This window comes from Mycobacterium sp. IDUB_17 (assembly GCF_055419465.1).
The window spans coordinates 459312-479556 of the sequence record NZ_JBVAXS010000007.1; the positions used below are offsets into that span (position 1 = coordinate 459312).

The 20245-nt window shown below is 66.6% G+C and carries 17 protein-coding genes; 12 read left to right on the plus strand and 5 right to left on the minus strand.

Features of this window, described 5'->3' with window-relative positions; all coding sequences use genetic code 11:
* Window positions 1–108 precede the first annotated feature (108 nt).
* The 3 genes from ACZYZ7_RS28040 to kdpA (ACZYZ7_RS28050) all read right to left on the minus strand — a co-directional run bounded on the left by ACZYZ7_RS28040 (window position 109) and on the right by kdpA (ACZYZ7_RS28050) (window position 3504).
* On the minus strand, window positions 109–837 hold the full coding sequence (locus ACZYZ7_RS28040) for a type III PLP-dependent enzyme domain-containing protein (protein WP_450070132.1): 729 nt from the start codon (window positions 835–837) through the stop codon (window positions 109–111).
* Window positions 834–1691 carry a type III PLP-dependent enzyme domain-containing protein gene (locus tag ACZYZ7_RS28045; RefSeq protein WP_450070133.1) on the minus strand — a complete coding sequence of 286 codons (858 nt, stop codon included), beginning with the start codon at window positions 1689–1691 and terminating at the stop codon, window positions 834–836. The genes ACZYZ7_RS28040 and ACZYZ7_RS28045 overlap by 4 nt, the downstream gene beginning before the upstream one ends.
* 139 nt (window positions 1692–1830) lie before the next feature.
* A complete protein-coding gene (kdpA, locus tag ACZYZ7_RS28050; RefSeq protein WP_450070172.1) occupies window positions 1831–3504 on the minus strand; it encodes a potassium-transporting ATPase subunit KdpA in 1674 nt (557 codons plus the stop codon).
* A 359-nt stretch (window positions 3505–3863) separates the two neighbouring features.
* On the opposite strand from kdpA (ACZYZ7_RS28050), the gene ACZYZ7_RS28055 reads away from it, so the two are divergent.
* Genes ACZYZ7_RS28055 through ACZYZ7_RS28080 form a run of 6 tightly spaced genes read left to right on the plus strand, consistent with a single transcriptional unit; the run spans window position 3864 to window position 11887 of the window.
* A complete protein-coding gene (locus ACZYZ7_RS28055) occupies window positions 3864–3953 on the plus strand; it encodes a potassium-transporting ATPase subunit F (RefSeq protein ID WP_019347277.1) in 90 nt (29 codons plus the stop codon).
* Entirely contained in the window at window positions 3953–5623 is a 1671-nt protein-coding gene (gene kdpA, locus ACZYZ7_RS28060; protein ID WP_450070134.1) for a potassium-transporting ATPase subunit KdpA, read from the plus strand. Before ACZYZ7_RS28055 ends, kdpA (ACZYZ7_RS28060) begins: the two co-directional genes overlap by 1 nt.
* Window positions 5623–7770 carry a potassium-transporting ATPase subunit KdpB gene (gene kdpB / locus ACZYZ7_RS28065; RefSeq protein ID WP_450070135.1) on the plus strand — a complete coding sequence of 716 codons (2148 nt, stop codon included), beginning with the start codon at window positions 5623–5625 and terminating at the stop codon, window positions 7768–7770. The genes kdpA (ACZYZ7_RS28060) and kdpB overlap by 1 nt, the downstream gene beginning before the upstream one ends.
* Window position 7771: 1 nt before the next feature.
* A complete protein-coding gene (locus tag ACZYZ7_RS28070; protein ID WP_450070136.1) occupies window positions 7772–8632 on the plus strand; it encodes a potassium-transporting ATPase subunit C in 861 nt (286 codons plus the stop codon).
* Between the two features lie 19 nt (window positions 8633–8651).
* Entirely contained in the window at window positions 8652–11189 is a 2538-nt protein-coding gene (locus ACZYZ7_RS28075; RefSeq protein WP_450070137.1) for an ATP-binding protein, read from the plus strand.
* Window positions 11186–11887 (plus strand): response regulator, encoded by a 702-nt coding sequence (locus ACZYZ7_RS28080; RefSeq protein WP_135457772.1) that lies wholly within the window; start codon window positions 11186–11188, stop codon window positions 11885–11887. The genes ACZYZ7_RS28075 and ACZYZ7_RS28080 overlap by 4 nt, the downstream gene beginning before the upstream one ends.
* A 70-nt stretch (window positions 11888–11957) precedes the next feature.
* Here ACZYZ7_RS28080 and ACZYZ7_RS28085 read toward each other — a convergent pair whose 3' ends face one another.
* Entirely contained in the window at window positions 11958–13148 is a 1191-nt protein-coding gene (locus tag ACZYZ7_RS28085; protein WP_450070138.1) for a cytochrome P450, read from the minus strand.
* A 180-nt stretch (window positions 13149–13328) separates the two neighbouring features.
* On the opposite strand from ACZYZ7_RS28085, the gene ACZYZ7_RS28090 reads away from it, so the two are divergent.
* Complete coding sequence (locus ACZYZ7_RS28090; RefSeq protein WP_450070139.1) at window positions 13329–15209, plus strand: propionyl-CoA synthetase; 1881 nt, start codon at window positions 13329–13331, stop codon at window positions 15207–15209.
* A gap of 69 nt (window positions 15210–15278) precedes the next feature.
* On the opposite strand, the gene ACZYZ7_RS28095 is transcribed toward ACZYZ7_RS28090, so the two are convergent.
* Window positions 15279–17225 carry a heavy metal translocating P-type ATPase gene (locus tag ACZYZ7_RS28095; RefSeq protein WP_450070140.1) on the minus strand — a complete coding sequence of 649 codons (1947 nt, stop codon included), beginning with the start codon at window positions 17223–17225 and terminating at the stop codon, window positions 15279–15281.
* A 105-nt stretch (window positions 17226–17330) separates the two neighbouring features.
* Here ACZYZ7_RS28095 and ACZYZ7_RS28100 point away from each other — a divergent pair, with 105 nt between their 5' ends.
* The 5 genes from ACZYZ7_RS28100 (at window position 17331) to ACZYZ7_RS28120 (ending at window position 20241) form a co-directional block, all read left to right on the plus strand.
* Entirely contained in the window at window positions 17331–17684 is a 354-nt protein-coding gene (locus ACZYZ7_RS28100; protein WP_135457780.1) for an ArsR/SmtB family transcription factor, read from the plus strand.
* Between the two features lie 209 nt (window positions 17685–17893).
* On the plus strand, window positions 17894–18070 hold the full coding sequence (locus ACZYZ7_RS28105; RefSeq protein ID WP_167857647.1) for a hypothetical protein: 177 nt from the start codon (window positions 17894–17896) through the stop codon (window positions 18068–18070).
* Between the two features lie 131 nt (window positions 18071–18201).
* Entirely contained in the window at window positions 18202–18906 is a 705-nt protein-coding gene (locus ACZYZ7_RS28110; RefSeq protein WP_450070141.1) for a ZIP family metal transporter, read from the plus strand.
* A 25-nt stretch (window positions 18907–18931) separates the two neighbouring features.
* Entirely contained in the window at window positions 18932–19717 is a 786-nt protein-coding gene (locus ACZYZ7_RS28115; RefSeq protein WP_450070142.1) for a prolipoprotein diacylglyceryl transferase, read from the plus strand.
* Window positions 19714–20241, plus strand: coding sequence for a hypothetical protein (locus tag ACZYZ7_RS28120; protein WP_450070143.1), 528 nt, complete (start codon window positions 19714–19716; stop codon window positions 20239–20241). Before ACZYZ7_RS28115 ends, ACZYZ7_RS28120 begins: the two co-directional genes overlap by 4 nt.
* Window positions 20242–20245 lie beyond the last annotated feature (4 nt).

Below are 20245 nucleotides of genomic sequence, written 5' to 3' on the forward strand. Positions count from 1 at the left end.
CTTCACCGCGCCGCGGCCGAGTGCCGCAGGCGCCTGCTTCGAGCCTTCCGCTGCCACCATGGCTGGGCCAGGATATTTGCGGGGTCTTGACGCGACTGGACGAAACATTCACGCGGCGTTGATATCCCGCGGCAACAATGCGTGAACGGACGGGGCCACGGTCAGCGCCGGCCGCGGGAAGCGGTAGCGCGCACATTGCTCTTCAAGCACCTCACCGAGCGCATCGGCGACCCGGCGCAGCGCCCACGGATGCAGACCGAACAGGCCACCGTCCATGCCCGCCAGGCTGATCCGGCTCAGCAGTACCGAATGGCTGCGCCTGATCACGGCCATGTCGGCAAGCGCCGATCGCAATGCCCCGAGCCCGATCGGATCATGCGCCGGGTCCGGCGTGCAGTGCAGACCCACGAGGTCAAGCTGACGGTGCTTCAGCACCTCGGCGACCACAGCAGGTATTCCAGGGCCCGCACACACGAGCACGTGCTCACGCCGCTGCGCGCCGCGGGCGAGGGCTGCGGCCTGCTGATCGGAGTCCACGACAAGCCGCGCGGCCTGCCCCATCCCGGCGCTCGCTATCGCGGCCGCGTTGCGCGGGTGCATCACGAGTTGCGACGACCGGATACCCGATGCGAGGGCCAGGTTGAGCTCCGCTGCGGTCAGGACATCGACGGTGACACGGTGGCGGCGTATCCACTCCGCGACCGGTTCGAAGCTGAGCAGCCCAGCGGGGTAGCTTACCGACGATCCTTTGAAAGCGCTGCGCCACAACGCACAACGCCTCAGTACCACGGACTCGTCGAGCAACGCCTGGGGCTGCTCGACGTAATAGGTGGTCACGCTGCGCTCAGTCCCCCGATCGCGACGGAGGTGGAAAGAACCACCAACGGCCTCGGGAATCTCAGCGTTCCGCAGGCATCGTCGAGCGACTCGTCGATCTCTGTGGCGATCCGCTGCAATTCAGCCGCCCATGTCACGGGTGGGATGATCCGGCCGCAGCCGAGCCCGAGACGGGTGAGCAGGACACCGTGGTCGTGACGGACCTGGGTCATCTCGGCGATCATCTGCCCGATCGCGGCCGGGTAGCTGATGAAATCGTCGTCACCGGTACCGATGTCACAATGCAGCCCAACCAGATTCAGCCTGTCGTGCCCGACGACTGCCGCCATCGCGGCGTCTGACTCGTTGCTGTCGAATCTGAAGCCGCACGGTACGGCACCGGTCAGCGCGCGCATGGTCACGCTCGCGTCGGACATCCGGATGACTACGTCCTGCTTTTGCACGACAACCGATCTCAGGATCTCAATCTGCTGAACCGTGCCGACCACGATGTGGCCGAACCCGAGGTTGGCCGCCGCACGCAACTCCGGCTCACGGAGTCCATCGGCGAAGACCGTGACATGCGAGAGCGGAATGCTTGCCGCGACCACGCCCGCTATGTCGGCTCCTGAACGCACATCGATACTCACCTGCTGATCCCTCGCCCACTTGGCCATCGCGCTATTGCCCAGAACCGCGGCAGGCAGGGGCACCTCCGCCGTGCGGAATGCTCTGCGGTAGTTCTGGTAGCGCACCAGGTCCTCGCCCCGACGATCGGCCGCGGGAGTTCGGAAGACATCGGCTCCGCTCACGGCCGCGCGGGCGCGGGGTGTCTGTGCGGACCACACGTGCATCAGGAAATCCGAGAGAGTCACCGGGAACTTGTTCTTCCTCAAACGCGGCCCTGGCCCGCTGCCAGTGGCCATCCTCCGACGATCTCGCAATCGGAGCACCGGCCACCAGGCTCTTTGCGATCTCTTGACACCTTGGGGCCCAACCTTGACGCGGCCTTGATCACTGCAGCGCGTCGGCGACCGGACCGACCACGAGCGCCGGCAGGAACTCCAATCCGACGAGCAGCAGGGTGGTGGCCAGGGTCAGCACGACGAAGGTCGGCGTGTGGGTCCGCAACGTGCCGGCGGTGACGACACCGGGACGTTGCGCGGCGAAAGTCCCGGCGATGGCCAGGACCGCGATGATCGGCAGAAAGCGGCCGATCACCATCGCGATCGCCAGCGCGACGTTGAACCAGGTGGTGTTCCCGCTGAACCCGGCGAAGCCACTGCCGTTGTTGGCCGCCGAACTGGTGAAGGCGTACAGCACCTCGGAGAGCCCGTGCGGCCCGGAGTTGAGCATCGCCGCGCGCTGGCCGGGCAGCGCCATGGCGATCGCGGTGCCGACCAGGACCGCGATCGGCAGGGCCAGGAGGTACAGGCTGACGAGCTTCATGTGCCTGGCCTGCAGGCGCTGTTTGAGGTATTCGGGCGTCGTACCGACCATCAGCCCGCCGAGGAACACCGCCAGCAGCACCATCATCACCAGGCCGTACAGGCCGCTGCCGGCACCACCGGGGGCCACCTCGCCGAGCATCATGTTCAGCATCAGCACCGCGCCCCCGAGGCTGGCGAAACTGTCGTACGACGAGTTCGCGGCGCCGTCCCCGGTCGCCGTGGCCGCCTGGCCGAATGTCGCGCTCCCGGGCACACCGAACCGCATCTCGGTGCCCTCCACCGGCGCACCCACCGCATCTACGACGGTGCCGTGCGGCACCGACGTCGCCGCGACCAGTGCCACCGTCGCCAGCACGTACAGCGATGCGACGACGGCGAAGAGCGCCCAACCCTGCCTGCGGTCCCCGACCATCACCCCGAAGGTCCGCAGGAACGCCACCGGGATCAGCAGCATCGCAACGATTTCCACGACGTTGGTCAACGGTGTCGGGTTTTCGAAGGGATGCGCACTGTTGACGTTGAAGGCGCCACCACCGTCACCCGACATCAACTTGATCGACTCCCACGTGGCCACCGGACCACCGAGCAACGTCTGGCTGCCGCCGGCGATGGTCGAAACGTCCTGGGCGCCATGGATGTTGTTGACGACACCGAGGGCCAGCAGGATCAGCGTGACGATCACCGACAGCGGCAGCAGGATCCGGACCACAGTGCGCACCAGATCCACCCAGAAGTTGCCGATCTCCTGGTTCTGATACTGTCCCAGCCCGCGGATCAATACCACCGCAACGCACATGCCGACCGCGAGGCTCGCAAAGGCCTGAACACCGAGGCCCGCCACCAGACCGACGTGACCGAGAGTCGCCTCGCCCGGGTAGTTCTGCCAACTGGTATTGGTCGTAAATGAAATTGCCGTATTGAACGCTAATGCCGGCGTCATCCCTTTATGGCCCCACGGTTCGGGCAAATGCACCTGAAAAAGCAACAGCCCGTACAGCAGCAGAACACTGACCGCTGAAAATGCCAGGACCGCGCTCAGGTAGCCCGTCCAACGTTGCTGACCGTCCGGCTGCACCCCGACCAGACGGTAGATCAGCCGCTCCACCCGCCAATCGGTGCGTGCGGTGTACACCGCCGCGATGTAGTTACCCAGCGGGACATGCAGAAATACGACGAGGACAGCGATCGCAATCAGCTGGCCCCAGGCCGCCGTTCCCCACAACGATGGATTGTCGATGGCTCCAGCTCCTTCACGCGGCGACACTCTCGGCACACGGTAGGAACCTGCGCCGCGGGAATTCGACGGCGATTACGCATTTCCTACGCCGCAACCCGGCGCTGTTGACGCCATCTTTACGCCGTTGACGAGGGCCTGGACGGTCCCCGGGAAAGAACCCGTAAAGGTCCGGCAGCCGAGCGTAAAAAAGACATAAAGATCGTCGCCGGCCGACCGCAACAGACGGACGCTTGATCAGTCGCCGAGATCCGGCGGCCCCAAAAACGTGTTGGAGAACCCATGTCCGTAGTGGTGTTCATCGTGCTGACAGTGGCGATCTTTGCGCTGCTGGGCCTGGTGCAGAAGTTGGTCGAGGGACTGTGAGCTACGAAAACGTCGTCGGCCTGGGCCTGGCGATCCTGATCGCGCTGTTTCTCTTCGCGGCGCTGCTGTTTCCGGAGAGGTTCTAGTGACTACTACAACCGCGGGGATCGTTTTCCTCGTCGTTCTCATCGTCGCGGTCGCGGCTGTCCATGTGCCGCTCGGCGACTACATGTACCGCGTCTACACGACCGAAAAGCACTCACGTGCCGAACGCGTCATCTACCGGCTGATCGGCGCCGATCCGAAGGCCGAACAGACCTGGGGCGCCTACGCCCGCAGCGTGCTGGCCTTCTCGGCCATCAGCGTCCTGTTCCTGTTCATCTTGCAGCTGGTGCAAGGCAAGCTGCCGCTGCACCTGAACGATCCAGGCACCCCGATGACACCGGCGCTGGCCTGGAACACCGCCATCAGCTTCGTCACCAACACGAACTGGCAGGCATATTCGGGTGAATCCACCCAGGGCCACCTGGTGCAGATGGCCGGCCTGGCGGTGCAAAACTTCGTCTCAGCCGCAGTCGGCATGGCCGTGGCGATGGCCTTCGTTCGTGGCCTGGTCCGGCGCAACACCGGTGAGCTCGGCAACTTCTGGGTCGACCTGGTGCGCGGCAACCTGCGTATCCTGCTGCCGATTTCGGTCGTCGGCGCGCTGATCCTGGTCGGCGGAGGCGCCATCCAGAACTTCGCCCTGCACAGTGAGGTCGTCAACACGCTCGTCGGCGGCACCCAGACCATCCCGGGTGGCCCGGTCGCCAGCCAGGAAGTCATCAAGCTGCTCGGTACCAACGGCGGCGGCTTCTACAACGCCAACTCCGCGCACCCGTTCGAGAACCCCACCACCTGGACCAACTGGGTGGAGATCTTCCTGATCCTGATGATCCCGTTCTCGTTGCCGCGGACCTTCGGCCGCATGGTCGGCAGCCCGAAGCAGGGTTACGCCATCGCCGCCGCGATGGCGGTCATCGCCACTGTCAGCGTCAGCCTGATGATGCTGTTCCAGTTGCAGGCCCATGGCACCGTCCCCACCGCCACCGGCGCCGCGATGGAAGGCGTCGAACAGCGGTTCGGCATCGCCAACTCGGCGGTGTTCGCGGATGCGACCACGCTGACGTCGACCGGTGCGGTGGACTCGTTCCACGATTCGTACACCAGCCTCGGCGGCATGATCACGATGTTCAACATGCAGCTCGGTGAGGTGGCTCCCGGCGGTGTGGGCTCCGGCCTCTACGGCATGTTGGTGCTGGCGATCATCACGGTGTTCGTCGCTGGGCTGATGGTCGGCCGCACCCCGGAATACCTGGGCAAGAAGATCACCCCGCGGGAGATCAAGCTAGCCGCAACGTATTTCCTGATCACACCGTTGCTCGTGCTGACCGGCACTGCGGTGGCGATGGCCATGCCCGGTCAACGGGCAGGCATGCTCAACACCGGACCACACGGTCTGTCGGAAGTGCTGTACGCCTTCACTTCAGCCTCCAACAACAACGGTTCCGCCTTCGCCGGTATCAGCGTCAACACCGAGTGGTACAACACCGCCCTCGGCCTCGCGATGGTGTTCGGCCGATTCCTGCCGATCATCTTCGTGCTGGCACTGGCCGGATCACTGGCCAAACAGGGCAAGACGCCCGAATCCATCGGCACGTTGCCCACCCATCGACCCCAGTTCGTCGGCATGGTCGCCGGCGTCACGCTGATCCTGGTCGCCCTCACCTTCTTGCCCATGCTTGCGCTCGGGCCCCTTGCTGAAGGAATTCACTGATGTCAGTACCTACCCTCGATTCACCGTCCGCCGCTCAGTCGAAACCCACTGGTTCCACGCGAATCAAGGGCGGCCTGCTGGACCCGAAGATGCTGTGGAAGTCGACGCCCGATGCGCTGCGCAAGCTCAACCCACGCACGCTGTGGCGCAACCCCGTCATGTTCATCGTCGAGATCGGCGCGGTCTGGAGCACCATCCTGGCCGTCCTCAACCCATCCTGGTTCTCCGGGCTGATCGTCATCTGGCTGTGGCTGACGGTCATCTTCGCCAACCTGGCCGAGGCCGTCGCCGAGGGGCGCGGCAAGGCCCAGGCCGAGTCGCTCCGGAAGACCAAGACGTCCACCATGGCCCGCCGGCTGACGGGCTGGGCCCCGGGTAATCCCGGCCGCGAAGAGGAGGTCGCCGCGCCGCTGCTGCAGCAGGGCGATGTCGTCGTGGTCGAGGCCGGCCAGGTCATCCCCGGAGACGGCGATGTCGTGGAAGGCATTGCCTCGGTGGATGAATCGGCGATCACCGGTGAATCGGCCCCCGTCATCCGGGAGTCCGGTGGCGACCGGAGCGCCGTCACCGGCGGCACCACGGTGTTGAGTGACCGCATCGTCGTGCAGATCACCCAGAAGCCCGGCGAGAGCTTCATCGACCGGATGATCAACCTCGTCGAGGGCGCCAACCGGCAGAAGACCCCCAACGAGATCGCGCTCAACATCCTGCTGGCCTCGTTGACGATCATCTTCGTCTTCGCCGTCGCGACCCTGCAGCCGCTGGCCATCTTCTCCAAGGTCAACAACCCGGGCGTCGCAGACACCCTGGCGCTCAACGGAAACGGCATCTCGGGCATCGTCATGGTGTCGCTGCTGGTGTGCCTGATCCCCACCACCATCGGCGCCCTGCTCTCGGCGATCGGCATCGCCGGCATGGACCGGCTGGTGCAGCGCAACGTGCTGGCCATGTCCGGCCGCGCCGTCGAGGCCGCCGGCGACGTCAACACCCTGCTGCTCGACAAGACCGGCACCATCACCCTCGGCAACCGCCAGGCCGCCGCGTTCGTCCCGCTGACCGGCGTGACGCCCGAGCAGCTCGCCGACGCCGCGCAACTGTCCAGCCTGGCCGACGAGACCCCCGAGGGCCGATCGATCGTCGTGTTCGCCAAGCAGGAGTACGGATTACGCGGCCGCACACCCGGTGAACTCGACCACGCGCACTGGGTGGAGTTCAGCGCCAACACCAGGATGTCCGGTGTCGACCTGTCCGGTGACCATCGCCTGCGCAAGGGCGCCACGGGCGCGGTCGCCGAGTGGATCCGCTCCGAAGGCGGCCGGGTACCAACCGAACTCGGCGATATCGTCGACGGGATCTCCGCCGCCGGCGGCACACCACTGGCGGTCGGTCATGTGGTCGACGGCAAGGCCGAAGTGCTCGGCGTCATCCACCTCAAGGATGTCGTCAAGCAGGGCATGCGGGAACGGTTCGACGAGATGCGCCGCATGGGCATCCGCACCGTGATGATCACCGGAGACAATCCGTTGACTGCCAAGGCCATCGCCGACGAGGCCGGTGTGGACGACTTCCTCGCCGAGGCCACGCCCGAGGACAAGATGGCGCTGATCAAGAAGGAGCAGGCCGGCGGCAAGCTCGTCGCCATGACCGGTGACGGCACCAACGACGCGCCCGCCCTGGCCCAGGCCGACGTCGGCGTCGCGATGAACAGCGGCACCTCGGCGGCCAAAGAGGCCGGAAACATGGTCGATCTCGACTCCGACCCGACCAAGCTCATCGAGATCGTCGAGATCGGCAAGCAGTTGCTGATTACCCGCGGGGCACTGACCACCTTCTCGATCGCCAACGACATCGCGAAGTACTTCGCGATCATCCCGGCGTTGTTCGTGGCGCTGTTCCCCGGCCTGGATCTGCTGAACATCATGCGGCTGCACAGCCCGCAATCGGCGATCCTGTCCGCGGTGATCTTCAACGCGATCATCATCGTGGCGCTGATCCCGTTGGCACTCAAGGGTGTTCGGTACACCCCCAGCAGTGCGTCCAAGCTGTTGAGCCGCAATCTCTACGTGTACGGCCTCGGCGGCATCATCGCACCGTTCATCGGCATCAAGTTGATCGACTTGGTGGTCCAACTCTTCCCGGGAATGTGACATGAAATTCTCCAACCTGCTTCGCCAACATGCAGCCGCCCTGCGGGCCCTGCTAGTGCTCACGGTGATCCTGGGTATCGGCTATCCGGTCTTCATCTGGCTGGTGGCCCAGATCCCGGGACTGCGCGACCGGGCCGACGGATCGCTGATCGAGATGAGCGGAAAGCCGGTGGGCAGCAGCCTGATCGGTCAGTCCTTCACCGATGCCGACGGCAATCCCCTGCCCCGCTACTTCCAGAGCCGTCCGTCGATGGCCGGTGACGGGTATGACCCCATGGCCACCAGCGCGAGCAACCTCGGCCCGGAAAGCGTCGTCGATGCGCCGGACAAGCCGAGCCTGCTCACCCAGGTGTGCTCACGCAGCGCCGCCGTCGGCGAGCTCGACGGCGTCGACGGCGCCCGCCCGTTCTGCACCGGAGGCGGCGTCGGCGCGGTGCTGTCGGTGATCGGGCCGCGAGACGCCCGCGGAAACGTCCTGCACCCGACTCAGGTGGTCAGCGTCAACGAACCGTGCGACACCACGAAGACGCCGTTCCTCAACACCTATGAGGGCGTCCGCGTCGAGTGCGCAAAGGTGGGCGAGGACTACAGCGCCGGTCTGATCGTGCCGATCCGCGGCAGCGCGCCTGCTGACCCCGCGGTGCCGGCCGATGCGGTGACCGCGAGCGGTAGCGGACTGGACCCGCACATCTCGGTTTCCTACGCGGATCTGCAGGTCAACCGAGTGGCCAAGGCCCGCGGTCTCAACCCCGAGCTGGTGCGCTCCATGGTGGCCCAGCACACCGACGGTCGCACCCTGGGCTTCTTCGGCGAACCGCGGGTCAACGTGCTGGAACTCAACATCGCCCTCGACTCCCTGTAGGCACGAGGATGATGGTCTTGTGAATACGCCGTCGTCCGGCCCCGCCAAACGCGGAGAGCTGCGCATATATCTGGGTGCAGCTCCCGGCGTGGGCAAGACCTACGCGATGCTCGGCGAGGCGCACCGCAGGCTCGAACGCGGCACCGACGTGGTTGCCGCGGTGGTCGAAACGCACGGGCGCAAGAAAACCGCCGATCTGCTCGACGGCATCGAGACCATTCCGCCGCGCTACGTCGAGTACCGGGGAGGCCAGTTCCCCGAACTCGACGTAGCTGCGGTGCTGGCCCGCCATCCGCAGGTGGTGTTGGTCGACGAGCTCGCCCACACCAACACCCCGGGCAGCAAGAACCCCAAGCGCTGGCAAGACGTCGAGGAACTGCTCGACGCCGGGATCACCGTGATCACGACCGTCAACGTCCAGCACCTGGAAAGCCTCAACGATGTGGTCACCCAGATCACCGGAATCGAGCAGCAGGAGAAGGTTCCCGACGAGGTGGTCCGGGCAGCCGACCAGATCGAGCTGGTCGACATCACCCCGGAGGCGCTGCGCCGCAGGCTGTCCCACGGCAACGTGTACGCACCCGAACGTGTCGACGCGGCCCTGTCGAACTACTTCCGGCGCGGAAACCTCACCGCGCTGCGAGAACTGGCTCTGCTGTGGCTGGCCGACCAGGTCGACGCCGCACTGGCCAAGTACCGCGCCGACAACAAGATCACCGACACCTGGGAAGCCCGCGAACGCGTGGTGGTCGCCGTCACCGGCGGCAGCGAGTCGGAAACGCTGGTGCGCAGGGCATCCCGCATCGCCTCGAAATCAAGTGCCGAACTCATGGTGGTGCACGTCGTTCGCGGGGACGGACTGTCGGGTGTCTCGGCCCCCCAGATGGGCAAGGTGCGAGAGCTGGCCCTGAGCCTGGGTGCCACCCTGCACACCGTCGTCGGAGACGACGTACCCACGGCGCTACTGGATTTCGCGCGCGAACGCAACGCCACCCAGTTGGTGCTCGGCACGTCGAGGCGGTCCCGGTGGGCCCGGATGTTCGACGAGGGCATCGGTGCCGCCGTGGTGCAGCACTCCGGCAAGATCGACGTGCACATGGTGACCCATGAGCAGGCCCGCCGCGGCTTCGGCTGGTCGACGGCCACCCCACGGCAGCGCCACATCGCGTCCTGGCTTGCCAGCCTTGTGGTTCCGTCGGCCATCTGCGTGGCGATCGTGACCCTGCTGGACCCCTACCTCGGGGTCAGCGGCGAAAGCGCCCTGTTCTTCATCGGCGTGCTGATCGTCGCACTCCTCGGCGGCGTCGCACCTGCCGGACTGTCAGCCCTGCTGTCCGGGCTGCTGCTGAACTACTTCCTGGTCGACCCGCGTCACACGTTCACCATCTCCGAACCCGACAGCGCGGTCACCGTCGTCGTGCTGCTGTTGGTCGCGGTGGCGGTCGCGGCGCTGGTCGACGGCGCCGCGAGCCGGGCCCGCGAAGCCAGGAAGGCCTCGCAGGAAGCCGAGCTGTTGACGCTGTTCGCCGGGTCGGTGCTGCGCGGTGCCGACCTGACCACCCTGCTGGAACGGCTGCAGGAGACGTACTCCCAACGGGCGGTGAGCCTGCTGCGGGAACACAATGGGACCGCAGAGATCGTGGCCTGCGTCGGCACCAAGCCGTGTGCCGACGTGGACACCGCCGACACCGCGATCGAAGTCGGGGACGACGAGTTCTGGCTGCTGATGTCGGGACGCAAACTGGCCGCGCGGGATCGCCGCGTGCTGAGCGCCGTCGCCAAACAGGCTGCCGGACTGGTCAAACAGCGCGAGCTCACCGAGGAGGCCGGCAAGGCCGAGGCCATCGCGCAGGCCGATGAACTGCGCCGCTCGCTGCTCTCCGCGGTCAGCCATGACCTGCGCACCCCGCTGGCCGCGGCCAAGGCGGCGGCCAGCAGCCTGCGCAGCGAGGACATCGACTTCTCGGACGAGGACACCGCTGAACTACTGGCCACCATCGAGGAATCCGTCGACGCACTCACCGCGCTCGTCGGCAACCTGCTGGACTCCTCGCGGCTGTCTGCCGGAGTGGTCCGCCCCGAGCTGCGCCGGGTGTACCTGGAGGAGACGACGCAGCGCGCGCTGCTGGGAATCAGCAAGGGTGCCACCGGATTCACCCGTGAGGGTCTGGACCGGGTGAAGGTCGAGGTCGGTGATGCCGTCGCGATGGCCGACGCCGGGCTGCTGGAGCGGGTGCTGGCCAATCTGATCGACAACGCCCTGCGGTACGCCCCTGACGGGCCGATCCGGGTCAGCGCCGGGCAGGTGGCCGACCGGGTACTGATCGCGGTGATCGACGAGGGGCCCGGAATGCCGCGCGGGGCCGAGGAACAACTGTTCGCGCCGTTCCAGCGCCTCGGCGATCACAACACCAGCATCGGCGTCGGGCTGGGCCTGTCCGTTGCCCGCGGCTTCGTCGAAGCCATGGGCGGGACCATCTCTGCGACCGATACCCCCGGCGGTGGCCTGACCGTCGAAATCGACCTTGCTGCACCGCCGAAGGACGAATCAGCATGACATCCACCAATCCCGCCAAGACCCGCGTCCTGGTGATCGACGACGAACCGCAGATCCTCCGTGCGCTGCGGATCAACCTGTCGGTGCGCGGCTACGAGGTCGACACCGCCACCAACGGCGGGCAGGGCCTGCGCTCCGCCGCCGATCACCGGCCCGATGTGATCGTGCTCGATCTCGGCCTGCCCGACATGTCGGGCATCGAGGTGCTGGCCGGCCTTCGCGGTTGGCTGTCGGCACCGGTGATCGTGCTCTCGGCACGCACCGACTCGTCCGACAAGGTCGAGGCGCTCGATGCCGGCGCCGATGACTACGTCACCAAACCCTTTGGTATGGACGAGTTCCTGGCCCGGCTGCGCGCCGCGGTGCGCCGCGGCGCGGCGGCGTCCGAAACCGATGAGCCCGTCATCGAAACCTCCTCGTTCACCGTCGATCTCGCGTCCAAGAAGGTGACCAAGAACAACCACGAGGTGCACCTGACCCCCACCGAGTGGGGCATGCTGGAGATGCTGGTGCGCAACCGCGGCAAGTTGGTGGGCCGTGAAGAACTGCTACGTGAAGTGTGGGGACCGGCCTACGCGAAGGAAACCCACTATCTGCGGGTCTATCTGGCGCAGCTGCGTCGCAAGCTCGAGAATGATCCGTCGCATCCGGTGCACCTGCTGACCGAGGCGGGGATGGGGTACCGCTTCCAGGAGTAGCTTCTTCCGCCGAGCAGACGTAAAACTGCCCCTTTTCACGTGAAAAGGGGCAGTTTTACGTCTGCTCGCGCTAAGTGGTGACCAGCATCGGTAACCGCTCCCACCCACGCACCGTCGACGTGGGTGACAACGCCGCATCGTCGAGATTCACGTCCCAGTCCGGGAATCGAGTGAGTATCTCGTCGAGCGCGATGCGGGCCTCGATGCGGGCCAGCGCGGCACCCAGGCAGAAATGCGCTCCGTGCCCGAACGCCAGGTGCATACCGATGTCGCGGTGGATGTCGAAACGGTCCGGTTCGGCGTAGCGGCGCTCGTCGCGGTTGGCCGCGGCCATCACGATCAACAATGCGCTGCCGGCGGGAACCGTGTGCCCGTGCCACTCGGCATCGACGGCCAGGGAGCGGGCCGCATGCGGCGCCGGGTTCTCGAACCGCAGGATCTCCTCAATTGCGTTGGGCACCAATGACCGGTCGCGCACCAGTTCCCGGCGCTGATCCGGATGCTCGGCGAGCACCTTGACCGTCCATCCGATCAGCCGGGCACTGGTTTCGTTGCCCGCCCCGGCGATGACGTGCACATAGGTCAGCAGTTCGCGCCGGGTCAGCCGGCGCCGGGTGCCGGTCTGGTCTTCGAACTCGACATTGAGCAGGTCGGTCATGATGTCGTCCGACGGATGCTCGACGCGCCAGTCGATGTAGTCGGCGAAAGCCCCACCCAGCGCCATGTTCTGTTCGCTGATCCGCATACCGCGTCCGGCCTTGGTGCGCATGTTGGCATTGCTCATCTCGCGGATCGCGATCTGGTCGGCGTCGGGAATGCCCATCAGCATGCTGATCACCCGCATCGGCATCTGCGCGGCGAACTCACTGATCACATCGAACCGCCCGGCGCCGATCAGCGGATCGAGGTACTCGGCGCAGTACGCCCGGATCGCCGGTTCCAGTGCGGCCACCTTGCGCGGGGTGAACACCCGCGACATCAGGGTGCGGTGGATGGTGTGGCTGGGCGGATCCTCGGCGACGACGATGCCGGGCGGCATCTCGACACCGGACTTGATGAATTCCAGGACATTGCCCCGCCCGGAGATGAAGGTGTCGCGGTCGATCAGAGCCCGCTCGACATCCCCGTAGCGACTGACCGCGAAGAAATCGTGCGTTGCGTTGTAATACAGCGGCGCCTCGTCCCGCAACCGGCGGTAGGTCGGATAAGGGTCGCGCGCGATCTCGACGTTGTACGGGTCGTAATCGATGTCGACAGTCATGCCGGCTCCTCGTAGTCCCGGCAATCCTGACCCCGGCCACCCGCATCGGCGTGAGTACCGCGCTACCCGAATTGCCGCGCAACGACCGGTGACCGCGCGTGAGCGACCACCGGGCGCGGGCAGGCCACCGACCAGCGACAATCACCGATTTCGACTGGCCGGACACGCTACGGTGCCGGTATGTCAGGTGATCGTGCCCTTTATCGTGGTCTCTTCGAGGCCAGCCTCAACGACCCGGCCACCTTCTGGGCCGACGCCGCCAAGGCGGTGACCTGGACGTCCGAGCCGCAGCGCATACTCGACGACGCCAACCCGCCGTTCTACCGCTGGTTCCCTGACGGTGAGCTCAACACCTGCGCCAATGCCCTGGACCGGCACGTCGCCGAGCGCGGCGATCAGACCGCGCTGATCTACGACTCCCCCGTCACCGGCACCAAAGCCACGTACACCTACCGCGAGTTGCGCGACACCACCGCCCGGTTCGCCGGGGCCTTGCGCGGGCTCGGGGTGAACAAGGGCGATCTGGTGGTGATCTACATGCCGATGGTGCCCGAGGCCGTCATCGCAATGCTGGCCTGCGCCCGGCTCGGCGCGGTGCACTCGGTGGTGTTCGGCGGGTTCGCCGCGCACGAACTGGCCGCCCGGATCGACGATGCCCGCCCGGTGGTCGTCGTGAGCGCGTCCTGCGGCATCGAGCCGACGCGCATCGTCGAGTACAAGCCCATGCTGGACGCGGCACTGGAGATCGCCGAGCACAAGCCCCGGGCCTGCGTCATCCTGCAACGCGAGCAGTGTCCGTGCGAGCTGGTCGACGGGCGTGATCACGACTGGCGGCAGCTGGTGGCCGACGCCGCACCGGCCGATCCGGTGCCGGTGGCCGCGACCGACCCGCTGTACGTGCTCTACACGTCGGGCACCACCGGTAAACCCAAGGGCATCGTCCGCGACAACGGCGGGCACGCGGTGGCCCTGCTGTGGAGCATGCGCCACATCTACGACGTGGCGCCGGGCGATGTGTTCTGGGCCGCCTCCGACGTCGGCTGGGTGGTCGGCCACTCCTACATCGTGTACGCGCCATTGCTTTTGGGCGCGACAACCGTTCTCTACGAAGGCAAACCGATCGGCACCCCCGACGCCGGGGCGTTCTGGCGAGTGGCCGCCGAGTATGGCGTCAAGGCGCTGTTCACCGCCCCGACCGCGATCCGCGCGATCAAAAAGGAAGATCCCGACGCCACACGTCTGGCCGATTACGACCTGTCCGGGCTCAAGTACCTGTTCCAGGCCGGCGAGCGCCTCGACCCCGACACCTATCACTGGGCCGCCGACAAACTCGGCATCCCAGTGGTCGACCACTGGTGGCAGACCGAAACCGGTTGGGCGATAGCGGCAGATCCGATGGGCGTCGAGCCTCTGCCGATCAAGGCCGGCTCGGCCACGGTGCCGATGCCCGGCTACGACGTGCAGATCCTTCGTTCCGACGGCACCCGGTGCGAGGCCGGTGAGGAAGGCGCCATCTGCATCAAGCTGCCCCTGCCACCGGGCACACTACCCACGCTGTGGGGCGACGACCACCGCTACGTCGCGGCCTATCTGTCGGCGTTCACCGGGTACTATCTCACGGGCGACGGCGGCTACGTGGACTCCGACGGCTACCTCTTCGTGATGGGCCGCACCGACGACGTGATCAACGTTGCCGGACACCGGTTGTCGACCGGATCGATCGAGGCCGTGCTGGCCGACCATCCCTCGGTGGCCGAATGCGCGGTGATCGGTGTCGCCGACGAACTCAAGGGACAGGTGCCGCGCGGCTTCGTGGTGCTCAAGACCGGGGCCTCGACCGAGGGGATCACCCAGGAGCTCGTCGACCGGGTGCGGGAAAACATCGGCGCGGTGGCGGTTTTCAAGAAGGTCGACGTGGTCGCGGCGCTGCCGAAGACCCGTTCGGGCAAGATCCTGCGCAAGACCATGCGGGGTATCGCCGACGGCCTGGACGAGCCGGTGCCCTCCACCATCGAGGATCCCGCGGTGCTCGACGCGCTCAAGGACGTCCTGCGCCCCTGAGGCCTTCCGCCGAGCAGACGTAAAGCTGCCCCAATCCACTAATTTTGGGCAGTTTTGCGTCTGCTCGCGCTAGGAAAGTCGGGGCCAGGCGCGGTTGCGCAACAGCCGCAGCCCGTTGAGGGCGACCAGAATGGTCGAGCCCTCATGACCGGCCACGCCCAGTGGTAACGGCAAGTGCCCGAACAGGTCCCAGGTAACCAGGACGGTGATGACGGTGGCCGCGATGACCAGGTTGGCGATGACCAGCCGCCGGGCCCGCTCGGACAACGCGACCACCGAGGCGATCGCCGACAGATCGTCGCCGACGGTGACGACGTCAGCGGTGTCGACCGTGAGATCGGCACCGCTGCGCCCCATCGCCATCGAAGTATGGGCGGACGCCATGGCCGGCGCGTCGTTGACCCCGTCGCCCACCATGAGAACCCGCCGCCCACCGGATTCCAGTTCCCGGACCGCAGCAGCCTTGTCCTCGGGCAGCAGCCCGGCCCGCACGTCCTCGATTCCCAACTGCCCGGCCAGATGCGCGGCCGCCACGTGGTTGTCACCGGTGAGCAGCACCGGCGAGCGTCCGGTGACGGTACGCAGTGCCCGCACGGCAGCGGCCGCGCCCGGGCGAGCCTGATCATGCAGCCCCAGTACCCCGATCGCGAGACCGTCGACGGCCACGACGACGGCGGTCGCCCCGGTGGCCTCGATCTCGGTCACAGCCGGGATCGCCGGGCCCGAATACGCTGCGGGGCTGGATACCTCGACCGGGAGTCCGTCGACGATCACCCGCACTCCGCGGCCCGGCCAGGCGATGAAGCCGCCGGCTTCCGGCACTGTGATGGCGCGGGATGCAGCCTCGGCGACGATGGCCCGCCCGATCGGGTGTTCGCTGAATTGTTCTGCGGCAGCTGCGGTTGCGAGCACCCGATCAGCCGGTGTACCGGCGACCGTCACAACCTGCGATACCCGGGGCGCGCCTGTGGTCAGTGTTCCGGTCTTGTCGAGTACGACGACGTCCGTATCGGCCAGCCGCTCCATGCCGATCGCGGATTTCACCAAGACGCCGCGACGGCTGGCGTTGGCGATCGCGCACAGCAGGGGCGGCATCGTGGCGAGCACGACCGCGCATGGCGAGGCCACGATCATGAACGTCATGGCGCGCAACAGAGTTGAGCGCACGTCGGCGCCCAGCGCCAGCGGTACCGCGAACAGCGCCAGGGTCGCGACCACAACGACTACCGAATAGCGCTGCTCGACCTTCTCGATGAACAGCTGCGTGGTCGCCTTGGTCGCCGAGGCCGCGGCGACGGCTGCGACGATGCGCGCCATCACCGTGCTCGAGGGGTCCTGCGTGACCGTGACCTGCAGCGCGCCAGAGGTGTTGAGCGTTCCGGCGAATACGTCGTCGCCCACGTGTTTGGCGACCGGCAACGGCTCACCGGTGATCGAGGACTGGTCGACGTCCGACGACCCACCGATCACGGTGCCGTCCGCCGAGATCCGTTCGCCGGGCCGGATGAGGATGCGATCGCCGGGTCGCAACGCCTCTGCGGCGACGACGCGCTGGGTGCCGTCCTCCTCGAGAAGGGTCGCATCGGCTGGGGCCAGGTCGAGCAGACCGCGCACCGACCGTTCGGTGCGTGCGGTGGCCACATCCTCCAACGCGCCTGACGTCGCGAAGATGACGATCAACAGTGCGCCGTCGAACACCTGCCCGATGGCCGCCGCACCGATCGCCGCGACGATCATCAGCAGGTCGACATCGAGCGTGCGGTCGCGCAGCGCCTGCACGCCGGACACCGCGGATTGCCAACCGCCGGCGAGGTAGCACGCGAGATACAACGTCCACCACAGCGGTTGTGGCGCATCGGCCAACTGCGCAACCACGCCGCAGAGCATCAACACCAGGGCGGCGACGGCCCAGCGGACGGAGTCCAGGGACCAGATCCACCTGCCGAGACCGCGCGCACCGGTGGGCCGGGCGTCGCCGTCACGCACTGACGGCCGGTCGATCGACACAGCGGTCATGGATCGCGCCTCCCCTTCATCGTCGACACACACATCGTAGATATTTATACATGTAGAGATTGAAATGTATCACCGATGTTTTGCCCGCATGCTTGAATGAATGCCATGGGCCACGGAGTTGAGGGGCGCGCGACGCCGGCAGCGTCCCTCGACGCGGCCTCAGCGGCCAAAGTCGCCGAGACCCTACAGGCCCTCGCCTCCCCCAACCGATTGCTGATCCTGACCCGGCTGCGGGAATCGCCATGCTCGGTCACCGAACTGTCCGCCGCGGTAGGCATGGAGCAGCCCGCAGTCTCCAACCAACTCCGGTTATTGCGGGCACTGGGCCTGGTGACCGGCGACAGGTCCGGCCGCAATATCGTGTACCGGCTGTACGACAGCCATGTCGCGCAACTGCTCGATGAAGCCATCTACCACATCGAACATCTCCGGCTCGGCGCCCGCGAAACCTCTGCCTAGCCCTTAAGTCCGCTGCAGCCAAAGAGTTTCACGGATTGTTCACCCGAGAACGCCGACCCGGAACAGGCCGCGTGGCAAAACTCGCACCATTGCCGGAATCCTTTATTTTCGCGGTGACCCGAACTATTGTGAAGTCGTTATATGTTGATATCCGCCCATCCTCGGGAGTTTGCTGTCGGCCATACCGGCGGCACCCGAACAGTGAGGAGTTGAACAACGATGCGCATCGCAACCAAGGGATCCTGCACCTGTCGCTGCAATGCCTGCGATGGTGGCCACCACTGCGGAAACCCCCCGAACTGCAACGCGCGGCGCTGACGCCGTCGGTGGCCTGTCGCCCGGGCAACCGGCGACAGGTCACCACCCCTAACCGCTACGCCGCCTGACCATCGGGCCATAACCTCATCGATCGCACCGATCGGTCGTGCGATCTTGCGCTGTCTCACTTCTCTTTCTACTTTCTCCCCGCCGCTCCCGCCTCCCCGGTTCTGAGCCTGTGCGGCCTTATGCTGCGGCTGTGCTCGCTGCGCTGACCTGGGGTCTGGTCGCCGCATCCTCGCTGCTCATCGGCGCGGTCGCCGGCGTGGTCCGGGACTGGAATCAACGCCTCGTCGGCCTCGTCCTCGGTTTCGGCGCGGGGGCGCTCATCTCCAGCATCTCCTTCGAACTCGCCGAGGAAGGCTTCCGGGCCAGCGGCGCCTGGGCCGTGGCACTCGGCCTGGCCATCGGGGCCGTGGTGTTCTATCTCGCGGACAAGGCAGTAGATCGACTGGGCCGCAATGGAACTCAGACCGCCGGGCTGCCCCTGCTACTCGGCGCCCTGCTCGACGGCATTCCCGAACAGGCCGCACTCGGCATCGGCATCGCAGCCGGAGCCGGCGTCAGCCTGGCCCTCGTGGTGTCCATCTTCGTGTCGAACCTGCCCGAATCGATCGGATCGGCCAGCGACATGAAATCCGCGGGTGAACCTGCCCGCCGGATTGTCGGCAGCTGGGCCGTGATCGCCGCACTGTGCGCGCTGGCCACAGTCGGCGGCTATCAGCTGCAGAACGTGGCCGGCGCCGAATTCCGGGGCGGCATCAACGGATTCGCCGCCGGAGCGCTGCTGGTCATGCTGGTGGGCTCGATGATCCCGGAGGCCACCGAGAAAGCCAAGGAGAACGCCGGCCTGGCGGCCGTGCTGGGTTTCGCCGTCGCCGCGGGATTGTCGCTGGCCGGGTGAACCGGCCGCGGGATAGGTTCGGCGGGTGACTGTTCAGTGGCACCTCGGGCCCATCAGCGTCGGGGTGCACAACCTGTTCGTCGCCCTCGGGGTGTCCGCCGCACTGATGGTGTTCGTCGCCGAGGCCCGCCGGCGCGGTGCGGTCAACGAGCAGTCGGTCGTCGCCGCGGCCGGGGCGCTGATCGGTGGCGCGATCGGGATGAGGTTGACCGGGTTGGTACGTCACCTGGACTTCAGCGCCAATCCGAGCCTGGCCCAGGCCTGGCAGTTCGGCTCGCGCAGCATTCTCGGTGGGCTGCTCGGCGCCTACCTCGGGGTGCTCATCGCCAAGCGGCTGGGCGGTTACCGCGGAAAGACCGGCGACCTGTTCGCCCCCGCAGTCGCACTCGGCATGGCGATCGGCCGGATCGGCTGCCACCTCACCGAAGCCCCCGGCCGGCCGACAACCCTGCCGTGGGGCATCCACGCGCCGGCCGACACCCCCGAATGCCCGGGCTGCCTCGCCGGAGCCGCGATGCACCCGTCGTTTCTCTACGAGATCGCCTTCCAGCTCACCGCATTCGCCGTGTTGCTATGGCTGCGCCCCCGCATCGGCAAACCCGGGGAGCTGTTCGTGCTCTACGTCGCCGGTTACGCGGTGTTCCGATTCCTCGTCGAGTTCGTCCGGGCCAACGAGACCGTGTGGCTGGATCTGACCCGCCCGCAATGGTTCCTGCTGCCGTCGTTACTGATCGTCGGGTTTCGGCTGTGGTACGGCTACCGCCGCGGGTACTATCGCAACCCAACCCATTCTCAGGAGGTGCCCGCATGACGACACCGCCCGGCCCGCCTGACGACACGCCCCCACCCGACGAGAACCCACCAGAGTTCGGCCCACAAAGCTTTGAGCCACAGGGGATCCCACCCGCCTACCACGGCGACCCATCCGCACCGCCGCCCCCGCCACCGGGCTACCCCGCCTATCCGTACCCGCCGGACTATCAGTACCCGCCGGGCAATCCGTACGGCCCACCGCCGCAACCCGAGCGACGCATCTCGGTCCTCATGGTGGTCCTCGGCCCGGTCATCTACGCCGCGCTCAACCTGGTCATCGGGTTCGCCGGTTTCATGGGCGCCGGGGCCGCCGACAGCAGCGGCGGCAACACCAACCTGGTCCTGGGCGGCACCGCGGTGCTGTTGGCCCTGATCGCCTTCGGCGGCGGCACGTTGATGTTGTTGTCGAAGAACCCGACGACCAAGGGCCTCGGCATCGGACTGATGGTCGGCTGGGCCCTGGTCTCGCTGTTCACCGCCGGGTTCTGCACCGGCATCAACCCCGAGTTGTACGCCCTGTGAGCAC

Bases quoted from the DNA above. Each gene is read 5' to 3' on its own strand.
- kdpB (WP_450070135.1), top strand. From the start codon at position 5,623: ATGTCAGTACCTACCCTCGATTCACCGTCCGCCGCTCAGTCGAAACCC.
- ACZYZ7_RS28070 (WP_450070136.1), top strand. From the start codon at position 7,772: ATGAAATTCTCCAACCTGCTTCGCCAACATGCAGCCGCCCTGCGGGCC.
- ACZYZ7_RS28080 (WP_135457772.1), top strand. From the start codon at position 11,186: ATGACATCCACCAATCCCGCCAAGACCCGCGTCCTGGTGATCGACGAC.
- ACZYZ7_RS28085 (WP_450070138.1), bottom strand. From the start codon at position 13,148: ATGACTGTCGACATCGATTACGACCCGTACAACGTCGAGATCGCGCGC.
- ACZYZ7_RS28090 (WP_450070139.1), top strand. From the start codon at position 13,329: ATGTCAGGTGATCGTGCCCTTTATCGTGGTCTCTTCGAGGCCAGCCTC.
- ACZYZ7_RS28095 (WP_450070140.1), bottom strand. From the start codon at position 17,225: ATGACCGCTGTGTCGATCGACCGGCCGTCAGTGCGTGACGGCGACGCC.
- ACZYZ7_RS28100 (WP_135457780.1), top strand. From the start codon at position 17,331: ATGGGCCACGGAGTTGAGGGGCGCGCGACGCCGGCAGCGTCCCTCGAC.
- ACZYZ7_RS28120 (WP_450070143.1), top strand. From the start codon at position 19,714: ATGACGACACCGCCCGGCCCGCCTGACGACACGCCCCCACCCGACGAG.